Below are 14,664 nucleotides of genomic sequence, written 5' to 3' on the forward strand. Positions count from 1 at the left end.
GGGGTCTATTTAACGTTAAGAAAATTACGCTAGAACTAGGCAAAAATTTTTGTATCTAGTTGTTCTAAATAAAAATTTTTTAACGACGTTATAGTGCAATTTAATTCGTTAAATTGATCAAAGATTTATGCAGTTTGGTATTAGTAAACCTCTTAACCAGAGTTCAGGTTAGTTAACAAAAACCGGCTAATTTTAGCTGGTTTTTTTGTTAGTGGGCTGAGTTACTTCCAAGCTACTTCCGCAGCGGAAGTTAAGCTTCCGTTTTGGGTGGTTTTTAATGTTTTTATTAAGTAAAAACAATGAGTTGCTATTGGCTTGATTTTTGCTATATTTCAATGTGTTTTATTATAGGTTGATACTGTTCATGGATATATCTAAGAAGCAAACTGAGCAAAAAATTGAACAGTTACTTTGCGCTATGGAGCGAGCAGTTCAAGATAACAATTGGTTTAAAGTAAAAGAAGCCGATAAAAAAATGCACTTATTGCTTGGCTTATCTGAAAAAAAACCTTGGTTTGATTCAATAGAGCCTCAGCGTAGATCACTTAAAAAACGCTATACAAAAATTATAAGTGTAATTGCGAAACAGCAATCAGATATCAAAGTGAAAATGCAAAGTCACCAAAATAATAAAGAAGGCATTGAAGCGTATAAAGAACTGAGCGAAGGAAGTGATTTATGAATATTCAACTTGGCAATATTGCATCGAAAGCTGAATTTGATGTTACAAGCAGTAAAAAAATAATAAGTAACGCGAATGCAGTTGATTCTGCTGTTAACGAACCTGCGTTTGACGAGCATGCTTTGTCTACTCAAAAAGAGATGGATGAAAACAGCGCGCAGTTAATTAACGAAGATTCTATTGATGATGATACAGGCGATGAATTTTTGCTTATAGAACCCGTTGAAGTGTCGCCAGAGCAACCGGCTAATCACCCTTTATTAAATTCAATTGGACAATATAAAAGTTCAGGTCTCAACACTTTAAATGAGATACCTTCACAAATTGCAGAGAGTGAAAACAGCGCGGCTATTTTAGATGAGCCCCTGATTGAACAAGCTAATTTACCCGAAATGCCCGTTAATAAAAAGGTTGCAACTGCTTCGCTTATTAATGAGCAAGCCATAAATAGTGCGCTAAATTCAACAAAGTCGCAGAGTGCCCCCGCAACTGCTCAAGTGAATTTAAATGCAGAGCAATCAAACGCAGTTTTAAATAACGGCTTTAATGTAGGTAATCTAGATACTGCGGCCCAAATTATTAATACAGAGCTAAATACAGTAACGAAAAATAACAATTTACAGCACTCGGGTATCGCACTTCAAAGTTTGCAAGGGCTACTTCGGCCTTCATCAATACAACCTACGGTAAATGGCAAGGTTAATTCAGTTGATACGAATATCAGTGAAGTACCTACTCATAAGAGTGATTTGCACAAGCACACACTAAATGCACTACCCAATAGTTTTAGCATTGAAAGCCGTGACTTATTAACTCAAAAAGCAGCTGTACTTAACCCGTTTGCACATAATGAATCCTTAGCTGATACATTCCAATGGCGCCAAGAAAAGCTCAAGGGTGGACCAAATGAGTGGGGGCAACGCTTACTCAATGTGCTAGGTGATAAGGTCAATTTGCAAATAGGGCAGCAACTACAAAAAGCGCAGATCAGATTAGATCCTCCGAATTTAGGGCGAATAGACATTTCTATTAGTGTTGATGGAGATAAAACGTCAGTTAGTTTAATAACAAGCAATCCACAAGTTAGAGATGCTATTGCGCAAACATTGGATCAACTGCGTCAAACGCTTTCTCAAAATGGCAGTGTGTCGGTAGATTTAAATTTTGATGATAAACAACAAGAGCAACAACATAGCGCTAGCGATGAAAAGGTTGCTGAAAATATTTCGTTAATTGATAACACCGAGCAAGACGATGAACTGAGACAAACAGTATCATCGGGCTGGTTAAACAAATTAGTATAACTATTAATATTGGTTAGAGTGAGGTAAATGTGAAGAAAATAATATTAGGCGTTGGCGCTTTAGTTTTGATTATAGGTGCATTTTTTGCTGGTAAATTACTCGATAGTGACTCTAATCAACAAGGAGATGCAGGCTCAACGAATACAGAAGCGAACATAACTGAATCGCAGTACCATGAGATGGAGCGATTTATAATTAGTGTGTCTGATGAGAGTTATGCACGCTACTTAGTGTTGGATCTTGTTTTGGTAATTCCGCCTTATATTGATAATAAAGTATATGCTGCAGAAGCAACCCCATTGTTGCGTAATGTACTGGTAAAGCAATTTGCGAATATGAGTCATGCTGACGTAAAAGCTTTATTTAAAGATATCGATGCAGTCCAAAAACTATTACTAGAGCAATTTAACCTCGTTTTAATAAATAAAACGCCTTTAAGGTTAGATAATGTTCTCGTCACTAATGTATTCATTCAATAGGATACGCTTAGTATGTTGCTGAATGAAGAGTGGGGTGAGCTCACATCAGAGCCCCTCGTGACGCTATCACCGGCAAAAGAAACTGAGTTGTTAACCCAGTATTCTTTTTTGGTAAAAAGAGCGGCAGCGCACATGCGAACACAAGTTGGCGTGCTTGTTGATAACGATGATATTCAACAAATAGGTTTGGTGGCTTTATTATCATCACTCAGGCGCTATGGTCGAGATATAGATGAAAAATTTACCGCTTTTGCATTTAAACGTATTCGCGGTGCGATGCTTGATGAGTTTAGGCGCTTAGATTGGCGACCTAGGCAGTTAAGGCAGCAGTCTCATCAACTTCGTGACATGACACGCACATTAAGAAAGCAACACGGTCGAGAGGCAACAGATACTGAGCTGTGTGATGCGCTTAACATTGAGCATAATGAATTAATTAAACTTCAGTATAGCGAACAAGCAGAAGCTATTGAGAGTTTGGAGAGCTTACTTGAAGATAACCCCAAATTGTCAATTACCTCACCTAGTTCAGAAGATAAAGCCGATACGGTATTGATGTTAAAAAAAGCAATGAGCGGGATGAATACCCGAGAAAAGCTGCTTTTACAGTTATATTATACACATGAAATGAACATGAAAGAGATAGCACTCACTCTTGAACTTACAGAAGCTCGAGTTTGCCAGTTACATAAAAGAGCGCTCGAAACACTAACCAAAAAGCTTCAACAAATTTAATATCTGAGGGATAAATAATGCAAAGAGTTATCGGTTTACTAGTAGTGCTAGGTACAGTACTTGGCGGCTTTGCCTTCGCCGGCGGCAATATTGCAACTATGTGGCAGCCAGCTGAATTTGTGATCATACTGGGTGCAGGTATTGGAGCTCTTATTGTTGGCAACTCTAAGTATGTTTTAACTGAAATGTTGAGCCAACTTAAATACCAATTTATAAGTGGCAAAGGAAGTAACACCGCTGAGTTGTACCACGATCTGTTGTTAGTTATTTACTCACTGCTTGACTTGGCTCGCGTTAAAGGGATTAAAGGCTTAGATGAGCATGTTGAAAACCCTGAAACAAGCTCTATATTTCTTGCTTACCCAAAAGTGTATGAATTTCCTCAATTAGTGACGTTTATTTGCGATAACTTACGTTTATTTAGTATGGGTAAAATTACATCACATGATTTTGATGCCATGCTGGAGCAAGAAATCTATACAATAGAAGAACAAAAATTAAAGCCTTCGCATGCCCTTGCAAATACAGCTGAGGCGATGCCTGGTTTTGGTATTTTGGCGGCTGTAGGTGGGATTATCATAACAATGCAACACCTTGACGGTGCATTGAGCGAAATTGGTTATCATGTTGCGGCTGCGTTAGTAGGAACATTTATAGGTATATTTGCCTGTTATTGTTTAATTGCGCCTTTAGCTTCTGCGATGGAGCAATATGTAAAAAAACAAATGGCAATGCTTGAATGTGTACGTGCGATGCTTGTTGCTCATGCAAAAGGGCATGTGCCTATTGTTGCTACTGACTCGGGTAGAAAATTAATCAATGAAGAAATTAAGCCTACTTTTACCACTATGGAAGAATGGATAAATAATAAGGCCGCCTAGTTATGGAAAAAAATAATGAAATAATAATAAAAAGAGGCCGAAGAAAAGCAAAAGCGGAAGCGCATGGAGGAGCGTGGAAAGTGGCATTTGCTGATTTCACGTTAGCGATGATGGCTTTTTTTATGGTTATGTGGATTATGGCCATTACCAATGAATCTGAGCGCGAAGAAATAGCGCATTATATGAGAACTCATTCAGTATTTGATGGTGGTCCTGCTATTTTTGATCCTCAAAATAGTCCTTTCCCTGTTGATCTTGGCGGTTCACCTTCTGTTGTAAAACATTTCAAATCTGGAGACACACCACCTGATTCACCAAAACCAGGTATGAGCGAATTTTTGCAAATACCTAAAGGAGATATAGATCCTAAAGCAGGTAAAGGTAAAGAGTTAAATTCAGTCATTAACAGTGATTTTAAAGCGTCTTCAGAGCTAAGTTTACTTTTGAAAAGCTTTCAAGATTTAACAAAAGAAGACCTATTGAAAAATAACTTATTAGTCGAGGAAGTTCCTTCAGGCTTAAGAGTTATTATTCGAGATGATGATAGCCATAGAATGTTTGAGCGTTCGAAAACAGAAATGACCCCATTTTTTGAAGATTTATTTTTACATCTCGGCGGCTTATTTCAAGGTATTGGTAATAAAATCATTATTTCTGGGCACAGTGATGCAAGTACGTTTAAAGATGGAAGCTCAAGAAACTGGGATCTTTCGGGGGCAAGGGCGCAAGAAGCAAGGCGCGTTATGACTGCCGGAGGCATGCCAATCAACAGTGTTTTACAGGTAAATGCTTTTTCTTCAAATCGTCCTTTAAATAAAGATGATATAACGGCTAGTGAAAATAGACGAGTTGAACTGTTAATTTTAACAAAAAAGGCTGAAAAAGAGCTTAATGAATTGTTTAACAATGATAATATCGACAGCCCAGTAAATAAATCGGCCAGAGCTGCAACAGCGAATAAGCCTGTACTACGTTTAGAAGGTAGTTATGAGTAGTGAATTTGAAACCAAACGTAATTATAAGCGCTGGAATTTAAATCCTAAAGACAACTTTGAGCCAGAAGCTGTTCAGCGAGGTGGGGTTTCTGTTGAGCTATTAAGAAACTTTTTCTTTGATATTTCAATTTGTCACGCGGTTGCAAAAGACATTAGTTTAGGTGGCGTTGGCTTATTGGTTCCAAGTGAAAAAACAATACCAGATACAGTAACAGTTGTTTTTGATGAGCATAGCCGCTTGGTTGGTAAGGTAATGTATCGTCGAAAAGTGAATGAAAAGCTGGCGTTTTTAGGTGTGGAGTGGACGACTAAAAATGATAAAAAACGCAGTACTATAGTCACGCGTTTACAGCAGCAGGCTCAGTATAAAAAAGAGCAAAGATTGAAATGAAAAAAATGAATCAGGAAATGTTTTGATATGCGCAAAAATGTAAATTTTAGGCCGAAATTAATTAAAGCTAAAGATTCTGAAGATGTTACTTCTTTTCCTCTTACTTTAGAGCAGCGTGTTTTAGATTATGCCGCAAAAAAAGCGGATGAAGTAAAAGTAAATATGCGAAAGGTTTTTGAATTAGAGCTTGCTCAGCTTTTCAATGATACTCGCTTTGATATTGATATTTCTCAGTGTAATCATTCGGTGATCAGAAGTTGGTTTAAAGAGTCGCCTCGCATCTTTATTGAGTCACCTTTATTTGTACCAGAAGAAGACTTTGCTTATTTAGCGTTAGATTATAAAAGCGCCCACAAAACAGCCGATCTTTGCCTTGGTGGACAGTTTAATAGTTTAAATCCCTCATCAGATGAGGACGTTGAGCTACCTGCAGAGCTGAGCTCAACTGAAAATAGAATATGTTGCCGTTTATTACAAAGACAGATCCAAGGAATGCAAAACTTACTTTTTAAAGAACGCTCCACTTTATTAGGTGAAGTTCAAAAGTATGAAGAGCTTCCAGATCCATTAAATTATTTGGCTTTTAAAGTGCGCTTTATTTTAGAAAATGAAGTTATAAGCTGGTTTCTTTGGCTGCCAATTACTTTCTTTAGCGATAAAACAAAGACAATTAGTCATAAAAAAAGTAATGCGGAACACCTTTCTATGGACGCTTGGCCACAGTTTGCAGTGCAAGGCAAAATAGAAATGGCAAAGAAGAAAGTGACCCTTAAACAGCTAAAAGAGTGCATGAATGGCAAACTTTTGCCGATTGAACTTAATGAGCCAGCATTGTTTAAGCTCGGTAATAAAAATATTTTTAAAGGCCAGGTTGTAGAACAAGATACAGGCCTAGCATTTCAAATCACAGAATTAACAAATAAAGAAACGAGTAGTATAAATTATGAATGAAAATCTTGATAACGCTTTAGCTGGTTTAGACCTAGATGCAATGGATGACTTTGAAGGAAAATCGATAACACAAGGAAATGCAGAAAATATGTCTTTTTTTCAAGATGTTCCGTTATTAGTTACTTTAGAAGTTGCCAGTACCGAAATTACACTAGGCGAATTGAGCCAGGCAAAAGATGGTGATGTTTTAAGGCTAGACAAAGTTGCAGGTGAACCTTTAGATGTTAAAGTAAATGGCATTTTCTTTGCTAAAGCAGAAGTTGTTATGACGGAAGGACAATATGGTCTGAAATTCATTACAAAAAAAGCTTCTGAGCAAGAGGAAGCGTAATCAAATGAATAAAAGCGTAATTTTAAAAGCCAGCTTAGTACTATTATTACTATTAGTACCAGGTTGGCTAAATGCTGAAGAACTTACGCTATTTTCTTTAAAGGATACAGCGCAGGGGCAGGATTATAGCGTCAAGTTACAAATCCTGTTACTGATGACTGTGCTGAGCTTGATCCCCGCTTTATTGATGGTACTTACTTCTTTTACTCGAATTATTATTGTACTGGCCATTTTAAGACAGGCTATGGGGCTTCAACAAAGCCCTCCAAATAAAATTTTGATTGGAATATCACTCATGCTAACCATGCTCATTATGAGACCGGTCTGGCAAGATATGTATCAAAATGCGTATAAACCCTTTCAGGCTGAAACAATTGGCTTAGAAGAAGCATTATTAACAGCAGAGAAACCACTGCGCGCTTTTATGCTAAGGCAAACTCGTGAAAGTGAGCTAAGACAAGTTTTGCTAATCGCAAATGAGCCAACCACATTAACAGCTGAAGAAATTCCTTTTGAAGTTTTGATGCCTGCTTTTGTACTAAGTGAATTAACAACCGCTTTTCAAATTGGGTTTATGTTATTTATTCCATTTTTGATTATAGATTTAGTGGTGAGTAGTGTTTTGATGTCGATGGGTATGATGATGCTATCGCCCTTAATAATTAGTTTACCCTTTAAATTAATGGTGTTTGTTTTAGCCGATGGTTGGTCGATGATTGCCGGTACATTAGCCGCTACATTTGGTATGTCGCCATGACACCAGAAATGTCTGTAGAACTTATTGCCAGTGCAGTGTATACAATTATTAAACTAATATTGGTTTTGATTGTGCCTGGGCTTATTTTGGGTATTGTTGTTGCAATAATTCAAGGTGCAACATCAATCCAAGAACAAACTCTTACTTTTTTACCAAGAATGTTACTGACGTTGTTAATGATTGTTTTTGCAGGACATTGGATGTTACAGGTAATGATAGACTGGTTTGATAAACTCAAGTTTATGCTTCCTGGGGTATTTGGTTGAGCTCTCTTTTATCATTGTCTGCTGCTGACTTAGTGAGTTGGATTGGGACTATGTGGTGGCCATTTGTTCGCTTTTCAGCGCTACTATGGTCAATGCCTGTTTTTGATAATCCAGCGGTGACACCTCGTTCAAGAATAATGCTTTCAATGATGCTTGCTTTTTTGGTGGCTCCTCAGTTACCGCTTGCTCCTGCAATTGATATATTCTCTTTAGATGCGGTTATTTTAACGACTGAGCAAATTATTTTTGGTGTAATGATGGGGTTATCATTACGGATCCTGTTTGAAGTTATGGCAATGATAGGCTTAATACTGTCTATGCAAATGGGATTATCTATGGCACTTGTTATGGATCCCGGTAGCGGGAATCAGGTGGCATTATTAGGGCAGTTATTTTGGATAATGTGCGCTTTATTATTTTTTGCAGCGGATGGGCATCTAATTACACTCAATGTAATGGTCGAAAGTTTTACACTGTTCCCTATCGGTCGAAGTATTTATGAGTTTAATATTCAATCAATAATTATGTTGTTTGCTTGGATGTTTTCTTCAGCCCTATTGCTTTCTATGCCCGGGATTATTGCGATGCTATTAGTTAATTTAACGTTTGGTGTTGCGAGTCGAGCAGCTCCTTCTTTAAATATATTTGTGCTGGGTTTTCCTATGTCTCTGTTAATGGGGTTTTTCTGTGTTTTTATGACATTGGAATACACCGGAAGCTCTTTTTCTTCGCTAACTTACTATGTTTTGTCTACGTTTACGGAGGCTATGAGATAAATTATGTCTGAAGATAGCTCCCAAGAAAAAACAGAACAACCCACAGAAAAACGTCTAAAAAAAGCTAAAAAAGACGGACAAGTCGCAAGATCGAAAGAGTTGAATACGGCTATTTTACTCATGGTGGGTATTTCAGGTTTACTTTGGTTTGCTAATTTATTTTATAAGCTATTTGCAGATTTAATGAGCACAAGCATGCAGCTTGATCATAATATTATTAATAACACAAAAATGATGCCGATTGCTTTAGCGCAAGCCGTGCTGGATATGTTATCCACGTTAACGCCTTTTTTGCTTTTAATGTTCATTGCGATGTGGATCACGGGATGCTTACCTGGTGGTTTTGTTTTTTCAATGTCACTCGTGGCCCCCAAATTTAGTAAATTAAACCCTTTGAAAGGGTTAGCTAAAATGTTTGGCATACAGTCATTAGTGGAACTGGTTAAGTCGATATTAAAAATTTCGCTGCTTGCTATCTGTTTATATACGTTTTTGACCAAATTGTGGATGCAGCTCATGTTTTTGCAAAATTTGGATGTGAAAGTGGCAATAGGGCAGGGAATTGAACTTTTGTTTTTATCGTTAATGGTAACAGTCACTTTGCTGTTATTTATTGCTGTAATTGATGTTCCTTTTCAGCAGCATCAAATCTCTAAAAAAATTAAAATGACGCACCAAGAGGTGAAAGAAGAGCGGAAATCTTCTGATGGTAGCCCTGAAATAAAAAATAAAATTAGGCAAATCCAGTTTCAACAGGCAAATCGTAAAGTTGAAGAGCGAGTACCTACTGCCGATGTTATTATAACTAACCCAACACATTATGCGGTTGCAATAAAGTACAGTGAAAGTGCAGCCAAAGCACCTTATGTAGTCGCTAAAGGTGTGGATGAAATGGCTTTAAGAATTAGAGAGGTCGCTCGTCAAAATAATAAAGAGGTAATAGAATTGCCCGCTTTAGCGCGTGCAATATACTTTTCGACCCGAATAGATCAAGAAGTGCCTAACGGTTTATATACAGCCGTTGCTTATGTTTTAACTTATGTAATGCAGTTAAAAGCCTATAAACAAGGCCGTGGGCAACCACCTGCACCTTTACCTAAACTAAAAATTCCTAAAAACTTACAAAAATCTTAGATGTTGGAGTCATAATTTGAACTGGCGCAGTTTTACTCGACCTTATACAGCTATTCCCGTAATACTATTAGCGATACTTTCAATGGTTATTTTACCATTGCCAGGTTGGTTACTGGATGTGTTATTTACTTTTAATATAGTGCTTTCAATTATAGTACTCTTAGTGGCTGTTTCGACCAAAAAGCCGCTCGACTTTTCTGTGTTCCCTACTATTTTGTTAGTCGCGACGTTAATGAGGTTAACCCTTAATATCGCCTCTACTCGTGTCGTATTATTGCATGGTCATGAAGGCTCAGATGTAGCAGGGCGAGTTATTCAAGCATTTGGTGAAGTTGTTATTGGCGGAAACTATGTTGTTGGTATCGTTGTTTTCGTTATTTTAATGGTTATTAACTTTGTTGTAATCACCAAAGGTGGTGAACGAATTTCTGAAGTGGCTGCGCGATTTACACTCGATGCAATGCCAGGTAAGCAAATGGCCATTGACGCAGATTTAAATGCGGGTTTAATTGGTCCTGAACAAGCAAAAGAAAGACGGTCAAATATAGCTCAAGAAGCTGACTTTTATGGTTCGATGGATGGTGCCTCTAAATTTGTTCGTGGCGATGCAATTGCCGGTTTAATTATCCTTGTAATTAATTTACTGGGTGGCGTTTCTATCGGGGCATTTCAACATGGTCTTAGCTTGGCCGAGGCGTTTCAGCGTTTTGCATTACTCACTATCGGTGATGGCCTTGTAGCACAAATTCCTTCTTTATTACTTGCTGTAGCGGCCGCAATCATTGTTACGCGAATGAATGATGAAGGCGATGTCAGTGAAACAGTAGGGAAGCAGCTTTTAGCTTCACCTCGTGTTATTTTAACTGCCGCCTTAATTATGGTGGTTTTAGGGATTGTACCAGGAATGCCTACCGTGGCATTTTTGGGGTTCGCAGCGCCTCTATTTTATGTAGCGTGGCGATTGCAAAAATCACAACCCACCTCTGATTTGCTTGAAGCAGAACAAATAACTGACACTATTTTAAGTGAACAACAAACTAGCTTAGAGTGGCGCGATATTTCTCACGTCGATAAATTGGCGGTTGAACTTGGTTTTCGTCTCGTTTATTTAGCAGATAAAGATAAAGGTGAGGAACTTGTCAAAACATTGCGTGGGGTGAGAAAAAACCTTTCTGAGCAACTCGGTTTTTTACTACCAGAGATTAGAATAAAAGATAATTTAAAGTTAAACCCTCAAGAGTATAAAGTTAATCTAGCGGGCGTAGCGGTGGCAAATGGCCATTTGAATGCAAAAGAGTTACTGGCACTCAATACAGGTGATGTGTACGGAACACTCGATGGTGAAATAACCACAGATCCGGCCTATGGGCTTGAAGCCGTTTGGATAAAAGACGACAGTAAAGCAAAAGCTTTGAATATGGGGTATTCCGTTGTCGACTTAGGCACGGTTATTGCTACGCATACTGGCAAGGTAATTAAAGATCATTTAGATGAGTTGTTTAGCTATGAAGATGTGCAAAGATTAAATGAGCGTTTAAAAGAAATATCGCCAAGTTTAGCTGAAACATTTGAAAAAACGTTACCCACTAATCTGCAGTTAAAAGTTATACGCTTGCTGTTAAGGGAGCATATAAGTATTAAGGACATTGTAACTATTGCAGGCACTTTAATTGATAGTGTTGAAGTAACAAAAGATCCGATTCTATTAGTATCCGATGTGCGCTGCGCCTTGCAAAAAGTATTAGTAAAACAAGTTATGGGTAATCGAGATGAGCTGGCAGCATATAGCCTAGATGAGAAACTTGAAAGCACAATGCAAAGTTCGTTAGATCAAGCTATGCAGGCGGGCAAAGTCTCATTAGATAGCTTTCCTGTTGACCCTAATTTGTTAGGGCAGTTTCAGCGCATGATGCCGTTACTTGTTGATGATATGAAATCAAGAGGTGTAACGCCTACTTTAATCGTAATTCCTCAGCTTAGGCCTCTTTTGGCCAGATATGCTAAAACGTTTACGAAAGGTGGGTTAGTTGTTCTTTCTTATAATGAAATTCCTGATTTTGTAAGAGTCGATATATTAGGTTCTCTGGGATAATAATAAAGTTCTAGCTTTTATGAACCAGTAATGAATTAAATGCAATTATGTTTGCATTTAATAATAATTAACTATAGTCTAATTGTTGGCTAGGCCGTACGCATTAGTGTTGCCTAGCAGGTATTCTATTTAGAATCGGAATATTTAAGAGAATTAAATGGCAAACTTCACGAAAGTGTAGGACGCAAAGCTACCAGTCTAAGGTGTTAACTAAGATCGTGGGGCCACATTAACTTAGTGATAGTGTTTGGTGCTATAACTGCATTCAATACATTTCGCTGTTTATATTATAAAGACCAAGTTGGTCCGGTTTAATGTTGTATGGAATACTCATGGGTAATATATTTTTAAAAGTTAGAGTTTTTACTTTTTTTTGCATTGTTATTTTTACGATTAACAAAGTAACAGCAGCAGAGCAAAGTTTTATTCAAAATTATGAGCAAGGATTTTGGTCAGCAAAAGAAACGTCTTTTTTTTGTAGCCTAGAGCAAACCTTCGATAGTTATGCAAAACTAGAAATAGTTAGCGTGCCTGCAGAGCCTCAAAAACTGGTTTTTAATTGGTTACTATCAGATAAAAAAATAACCGATATCCAAATCTTTTCTAGAAAAGCTGATTGGCAATCAAGTCGCGTATCACCCCCTCAACTGAATTTTTTCTCCGCTGACATAAATAATAATACGGTTGTATTCGATGCAGACGTTAGTACTTTGCTGCGTGTTATAAAGCAAGGTGGTTGGCTAGACAGCGTCATTGGTTTTGGCGATGAGCAAGTTCGACTTACTTTTACAAATACAAATAGTAATCTTGCAATTGATCAATACCAGCACTGTTTAACAGAGCTATCTCCGCTGTCTTGGCAACAAGCGAGGGATTATGAAATATATTTTGAAACCGGTAAACGTATCGTCGAAAAAACGGCTGACTTAGCTTTTTTGAAAGATTTAGTACGTTATATATCGCTTGATACAAAGGTGACCAAAGTAATGATTGATGGTCATACCGATAACGTAGGATCGCCTTTAGCGAATCGACTACTTTCTAAAGAAAGGGCTGATGATATTGCATCTCGCTTGGTTGAGTTTGGTTTGCCTAAAAATATGTTAGAGGTTCGAGCTCATGGCCAACGTTACCCCGTAGTAGAGAATTCAAAGGTAGGACGAGAGTCTAACCGTCGTGTTTTAATTCGTTTGTTCCGAGATACGACTAAATGAGTTTTGTAGAGGATAACATGAGCCAAAAATACCTTTTATGGATCAGTGAACAACAGCCAGATGTTGAGTTTAAGCAAACGGTTGTGTCTGAAGGTTTTAAATTTTTATATACAGACTCCGTAGCTGATGCTGTTAGTTATTGCATCAGTAATAAACCAGAGCTCATTTTTGTTGATGCCGATATTCAACAAATTGAATTAGTCGAATTTGTGAAGCTTTTGCGCAGAACTTGCCCTATAACCCAAGTCGTTTCGCTTGTTGATTCATCGCAAAGTGAGATCGCATCAAAAACAATAAATGTTGGTGGGGCTGTCGACTACTTATTAAAACCATTTTTTGAAGAACAACTTAAAAACACTATCAGAAATGCGAATTCGATGAAGCATGGCGTTGAGGATTTAATTGCTGTTTCAACAAAATCTCAACAAGTGCTTCGTTTAGCTAATCGAGCTGCACAAACCTCAGCCAGTGTGTTAATCACAGGAGAGTCGGGAACAGGTAAAGAAAAATTAGCCCTTTTTATTCACAAAGCATCAGAGCGCGCAAATAAACCTTTTGTAGCGGTTAACTGTGCTGCTATACCTGAAAATATGCTTGAAGCAATGTTATTTGGCTACAACAAAGGCGCATTTACTGGGGCTGTAAACGCGCAACCGGGTAAGTTTGAATTAGCTAATGGCGGAACAATTTTACTTGATGAAATTACCGAGCTTCCACTTGATTTACAAGCAAAATTATTACGTGTTTTACAAGAGCGAGAGGTCGAAAGATTAGGTAGCCATCAAAAAGTTCACCTTGATATTAGAGTTATTGCCGCTTCAAATAAAATTTTAAGAGAGCAGGTTGAAAAAGGCGCTTTTCGAGAAGACTTATTTTATCGCTTAGATGTGTTACCACTGAGCTGGCCTGCACTTCGTAATCGCACAGACGACATAATACCTTTAGCTCATTACTTTATAAAAAAGTATGGTACGTCTGAATTTAATATTAGTAAGCAAGCTGCGGATGTCATGCTTTGTTATAACTGGCCAGGGAACGTCCGAGAGCTTGAAAATGTTATGCAAAGAGCCCTTGTTATGGCACGGGGTGTAGAAATTCAATCCGATGATCTTAATTTGCCTCATTGCTTAGTTCCTGCAGCGAGTTTTTGCTCATCTCAATTAAAAGAAAATAAAAAACAAGCTGAATTTGACTACATATATAGTTTGTTAAGCCGCTTCAAAGGTCACCGAACTCAAACAGCCGATGCGCTCGGGGTTAGTACTCGAGCATTAAGATATAAACTTGCTGCTATGCGTGAATACGGCATAGACATAGATGCAATCGCATAATTAAAGGAAACCCTAATGTCACCGATTGAAAGCCAACGAATGATGCTTGGAAAAATGATGGAAATGCAGCAATTGGCTGCCTCCGATCGAATTGAACCAAATCTTATCCCTAATTCAGATGTGAGTGTAAGTGAAGATTTTAAATTTGTTGTGCGCTCTATTAATGAACAACAAAATATTGCCGGCGATATGATGAAAGCTGTTGATACTGGGCAAAGTGAAGATGTTGTTGGTGCTATGGTTGCAAGCCAAAAGGCAAGTTTAAGTTTTTCAATGCTGATGGAAATGCGCAACAAAGTACTCAATGGCATTGATGATGTAATGCGAATGTCATTGTAGAGGTTG

The 14,664-nt window shown here is 37.8% G+C and carries 17 protein-coding genes and 1 riboswitch; all 17 genes read left to right on the top strand.

Annotation, left to right across the window (positions count from 1 at the left end):
- The first annotated feature begins 364 nt into the window (after nucleotides 1–364).
- The 17 genes from CWB66_RS14505 (at nucleotide 365) to fliE (ending at nucleotide 14,658) form a co-directional block, all read left to right on the top strand.
- Entirely contained in the window at nucleotides 365–682 is a 318-nt protein-coding gene (locus CWB66_RS14505; RefSeq protein WP_138585926.1) for a hypothetical protein, read from the top strand.
- Entirely contained in the window at nucleotides 679–1,986 is a 1,308-nt protein-coding gene (locus CWB66_RS14510) for a flagellar hook-length control protein FliK (protein WP_138585927.1), read from the top strand. The genes CWB66_RS14505 and CWB66_RS14510 overlap by 4 nt, the downstream gene beginning before the upstream one ends.
- 29 nt (nucleotides 1,987–2,015) lie before the next feature.
- Nucleotides 2,016–2,465, top strand: a complete 450-nt coding sequence (locus CWB66_RS14515) for a flagellar basal body-associated FliL family protein (RefSeq protein ID WP_077538735.1) — start codon at nucleotides 2,016–2,018, stop codon at nucleotides 2,463–2,465.
- Between the two features lie 12 nt (nucleotides 2,466–2,477).
- Nucleotides 2,478–3,200 (top strand): FliA/WhiG family RNA polymerase sigma factor, encoded by a 723-nt coding sequence (locus CWB66_RS14520; protein ID WP_138585928.1) that lies wholly within the window; start codon nucleotides 2,478–2,480, stop codon nucleotides 3,198–3,200.
- Nucleotides 3,201–3,217: 17 nt separating this feature from the next.
- On the top strand, nucleotides 3,218–4,081 hold the full coding sequence (gene motA / locus CWB66_RS14525; protein WP_077538731.1) for a flagellar motor stator protein MotA: 864 nt from the start codon (nucleotides 3,218–3,220) through the stop codon (nucleotides 4,079–4,081).
- 2 nt (nucleotides 4,082–4,083) lie between these two features.
- Nucleotides 4,084–5,076 carry a flagellar motor protein MotB gene (locus tag CWB66_RS14530; protein WP_077538729.1) on the top strand — a complete coding sequence of 331 codons (993 nt, stop codon included), beginning with the start codon at nucleotides 4,084–4,086 and terminating at the stop codon, nucleotides 5,074–5,076.
- Entirely contained in the window at nucleotides 5,069–5,467 is a 399-nt protein-coding gene (locus tag CWB66_RS14535) for a PilZ domain-containing protein (protein ID WP_138585929.1), read from the top strand. Before CWB66_RS14530 ends, CWB66_RS14535 begins: the two co-directional genes overlap by 8 nt.
- A gap of 27 nt (nucleotides 5,468–5,494) precedes the next feature.
- Nucleotides 5,495–6,418 (top strand): FliM/FliN family flagellar motor C-terminal domain-containing protein, encoded by a 924-nt coding sequence (locus CWB66_RS14540; RefSeq protein ID WP_138585930.1) that lies wholly within the window; start codon nucleotides 5,495–5,497, stop codon nucleotides 6,416–6,418.
- Nucleotides 6,411–6,749: a FliM/FliN family flagellar motor switch protein gene (locus tag CWB66_RS14545; RefSeq protein WP_077538723.1), complete on the top strand. Its 339-nt coding sequence runs from the start codon at nucleotides 6,411–6,413 to the stop codon at nucleotides 6,747–6,749. The genes CWB66_RS14540 and CWB66_RS14545 overlap by 8 nt, the downstream gene beginning before the upstream one ends.
- 4 nt (nucleotides 6,750–6,753) lie before the next feature.
- The gene (fliP, locus tag CWB66_RS14550; RefSeq protein WP_077538721.1) at nucleotides 6,754–7,506 is read left to right on the top strand and encodes a flagellar type III secretion system pore protein FliP; all 753 of its coding nucleotides are present in this window, start codon (nucleotides 6,754–6,756) and stop codon (nucleotides 7,504–7,506) included.
- Nucleotides 7,503–7,772, top strand: coding sequence for a flagellar biosynthetic protein FliQ (locus tag CWB66_RS14555; protein WP_077538720.1), 270 nt, complete (start codon nucleotides 7,503–7,505; stop codon nucleotides 7,770–7,772). The genes fliP and CWB66_RS14555 overlap by 4 nt, the downstream gene beginning before the upstream one ends.
- Nucleotides 7,769–8,548: a flagellar biosynthetic protein FliR gene (gene fliR / locus CWB66_RS14560; RefSeq protein WP_077538718.1), complete on the top strand. Its 780-nt coding sequence runs from the start codon at nucleotides 7,769–7,771 to the stop codon at nucleotides 8,546–8,548. Before CWB66_RS14555 ends, fliR begins: the two co-directional genes overlap by 4 nt.
- 3 nt (nucleotides 8,549–8,551) lie before the next feature.
- Entirely contained in the window at nucleotides 8,552–9,682 is a 1,131-nt protein-coding gene (gene flhB, locus CWB66_RS14565) for a flagellar biosynthesis protein FlhB (protein ID WP_138585931.1), read from the top strand.
- A gap of 16 nt (nucleotides 9,683–9,698) precedes the next feature.
- On the top strand, nucleotides 9,699–11,774 hold the full coding sequence (gene flhA / locus CWB66_RS14570; RefSeq protein WP_138585932.1) for a flagellar biosynthesis protein FlhA: 2,076 nt from the start codon (nucleotides 9,699–9,701) through the stop codon (nucleotides 11,772–11,774).
- Nucleotides 11,775–11,923: 149 nt separating this feature from the next.
- Nucleotides 11,924–12,006: riboswitch (cyclic di-GMP riboswitch) on the top strand.
- Nucleotides 12,007–12,106: 100 nt separating this feature from the next.
- On the top strand, nucleotides 12,107–12,988 hold the full coding sequence (locus tag CWB66_RS14575; RefSeq protein ID WP_138585933.1) for an OmpA family protein: 882 nt from the start codon (nucleotides 12,107–12,109) through the stop codon (nucleotides 12,986–12,988).
- Nucleotides 12,989–13,005: 17 nt separating this feature from the next.
- On the top strand, nucleotides 13,006–14,319 hold the full coding sequence (locus CWB66_RS14580) for a sigma-54-dependent transcriptional regulator (RefSeq protein WP_077538710.1): 1,314 nt from the start codon (nucleotides 13,006–13,008) through the stop codon (nucleotides 14,317–14,319).
- Nucleotides 14,320–14,334: 15 nt separating this feature from the next.
- Complete coding sequence (gene fliE / locus CWB66_RS14585; protein ID WP_077538708.1) at nucleotides 14,335–14,658, top strand: flagellar hook-basal body complex protein FliE; 324 nt, start codon at nucleotides 14,335–14,337, stop codon at nucleotides 14,656–14,658.
- Nucleotides 14,659–14,664: the final 6 nt, after the last annotated feature.

It is taken from the genome of Pseudoalteromonas sp. S558, from assembly GCF_005886635.1.
Classification (GTDB): Bacteria; Pseudomonadota; Gammaproteobacteria; order Enterobacterales; family Alteromonadaceae; genus Pseudoalteromonas; species Pseudoalteromonas aliena.

Excerpts from the sequence above, each read along its gene's own strand:
- CWB66_RS14505 (WP_138585926.1), top strand. The coding sequence starts at position 365 with ATGGATATATCTAAGAAGCAAACTGAGCAAAAAATTGAACAGTTACTT.
- CWB66_RS14510 (WP_138585927.1), top strand. The coding sequence starts at position 679 with ATGAATATTCAACTTGGCAATATTGCATCGAAAGCTGAATTTGATGTT.
- CWB66_RS14520 (WP_138585928.1), top strand. The coding sequence starts at position 2,478 with ATGTTGCTGAATGAAGAGTGGGGTGAGCTCACATCAGAGCCCCTCGTG.
- motA (WP_077538731.1), top strand. The coding sequence starts at position 3,218 with ATGCAAAGAGTTATCGGTTTACTAGTAGTGCTAGGTACAGTACTTGGC.
- CWB66_RS14530 (WP_077538729.1), top strand. The coding sequence starts at position 4,084 with ATGGAAAAAAATAATGAAATAATAATAAAAAGAGGCCGAAGAAAAGCA.
- CWB66_RS14535 (WP_138585929.1), top strand. The coding sequence starts at position 5,069 with ATGAGTAGTGAATTTGAAACCAAACGTAATTATAAGCGCTGGAATTTA.
- CWB66_RS14540 (WP_138585930.1), top strand. The coding sequence starts at position 5,495 with ATGCGCAAAAATGTAAATTTTAGGCCGAAATTAATTAAAGCTAAAGAT.
- CWB66_RS14545 (WP_077538723.1), top strand. The coding sequence starts at position 6,411 with ATGAATGAAAATCTTGATAACGCTTTAGCTGGTTTAGACCTAGATGCA.
- fliP (WP_077538721.1), top strand. The coding sequence starts at position 6,754 with ATGAATAAAAGCGTAATTTTAAAAGCCAGCTTAGTACTATTATTACTA.
- CWB66_RS14555 (WP_077538720.1), top strand. The coding sequence starts at position 7,503 with ATGACACCAGAAATGTCTGTAGAACTTATTGCCAGTGCAGTGTATACA.
- flhB (WP_138585931.1), top strand. The coding sequence starts at position 8,552 with ATGTCTGAAGATAGCTCCCAAGAAAAAACAGAACAACCCACAGAAAAA.
- CWB66_RS14575 (WP_138585933.1), top strand. The coding sequence starts at position 12,107 with ATGGGTAATATATTTTTAAAAGTTAGAGTTTTTACTTTTTTTTGCATT.
- CWB66_RS14580 (WP_077538710.1), top strand. The coding sequence starts at position 13,006 with ATGAGCCAAAAATACCTTTTATGGATCAGTGAACAACAGCCAGATGTT.
- fliE (WP_077538708.1), top strand. The coding sequence starts at position 14,335 with ATGTCACCGATTGAAAGCCAACGAATGATGCTTGGAAAAATGATGGAA.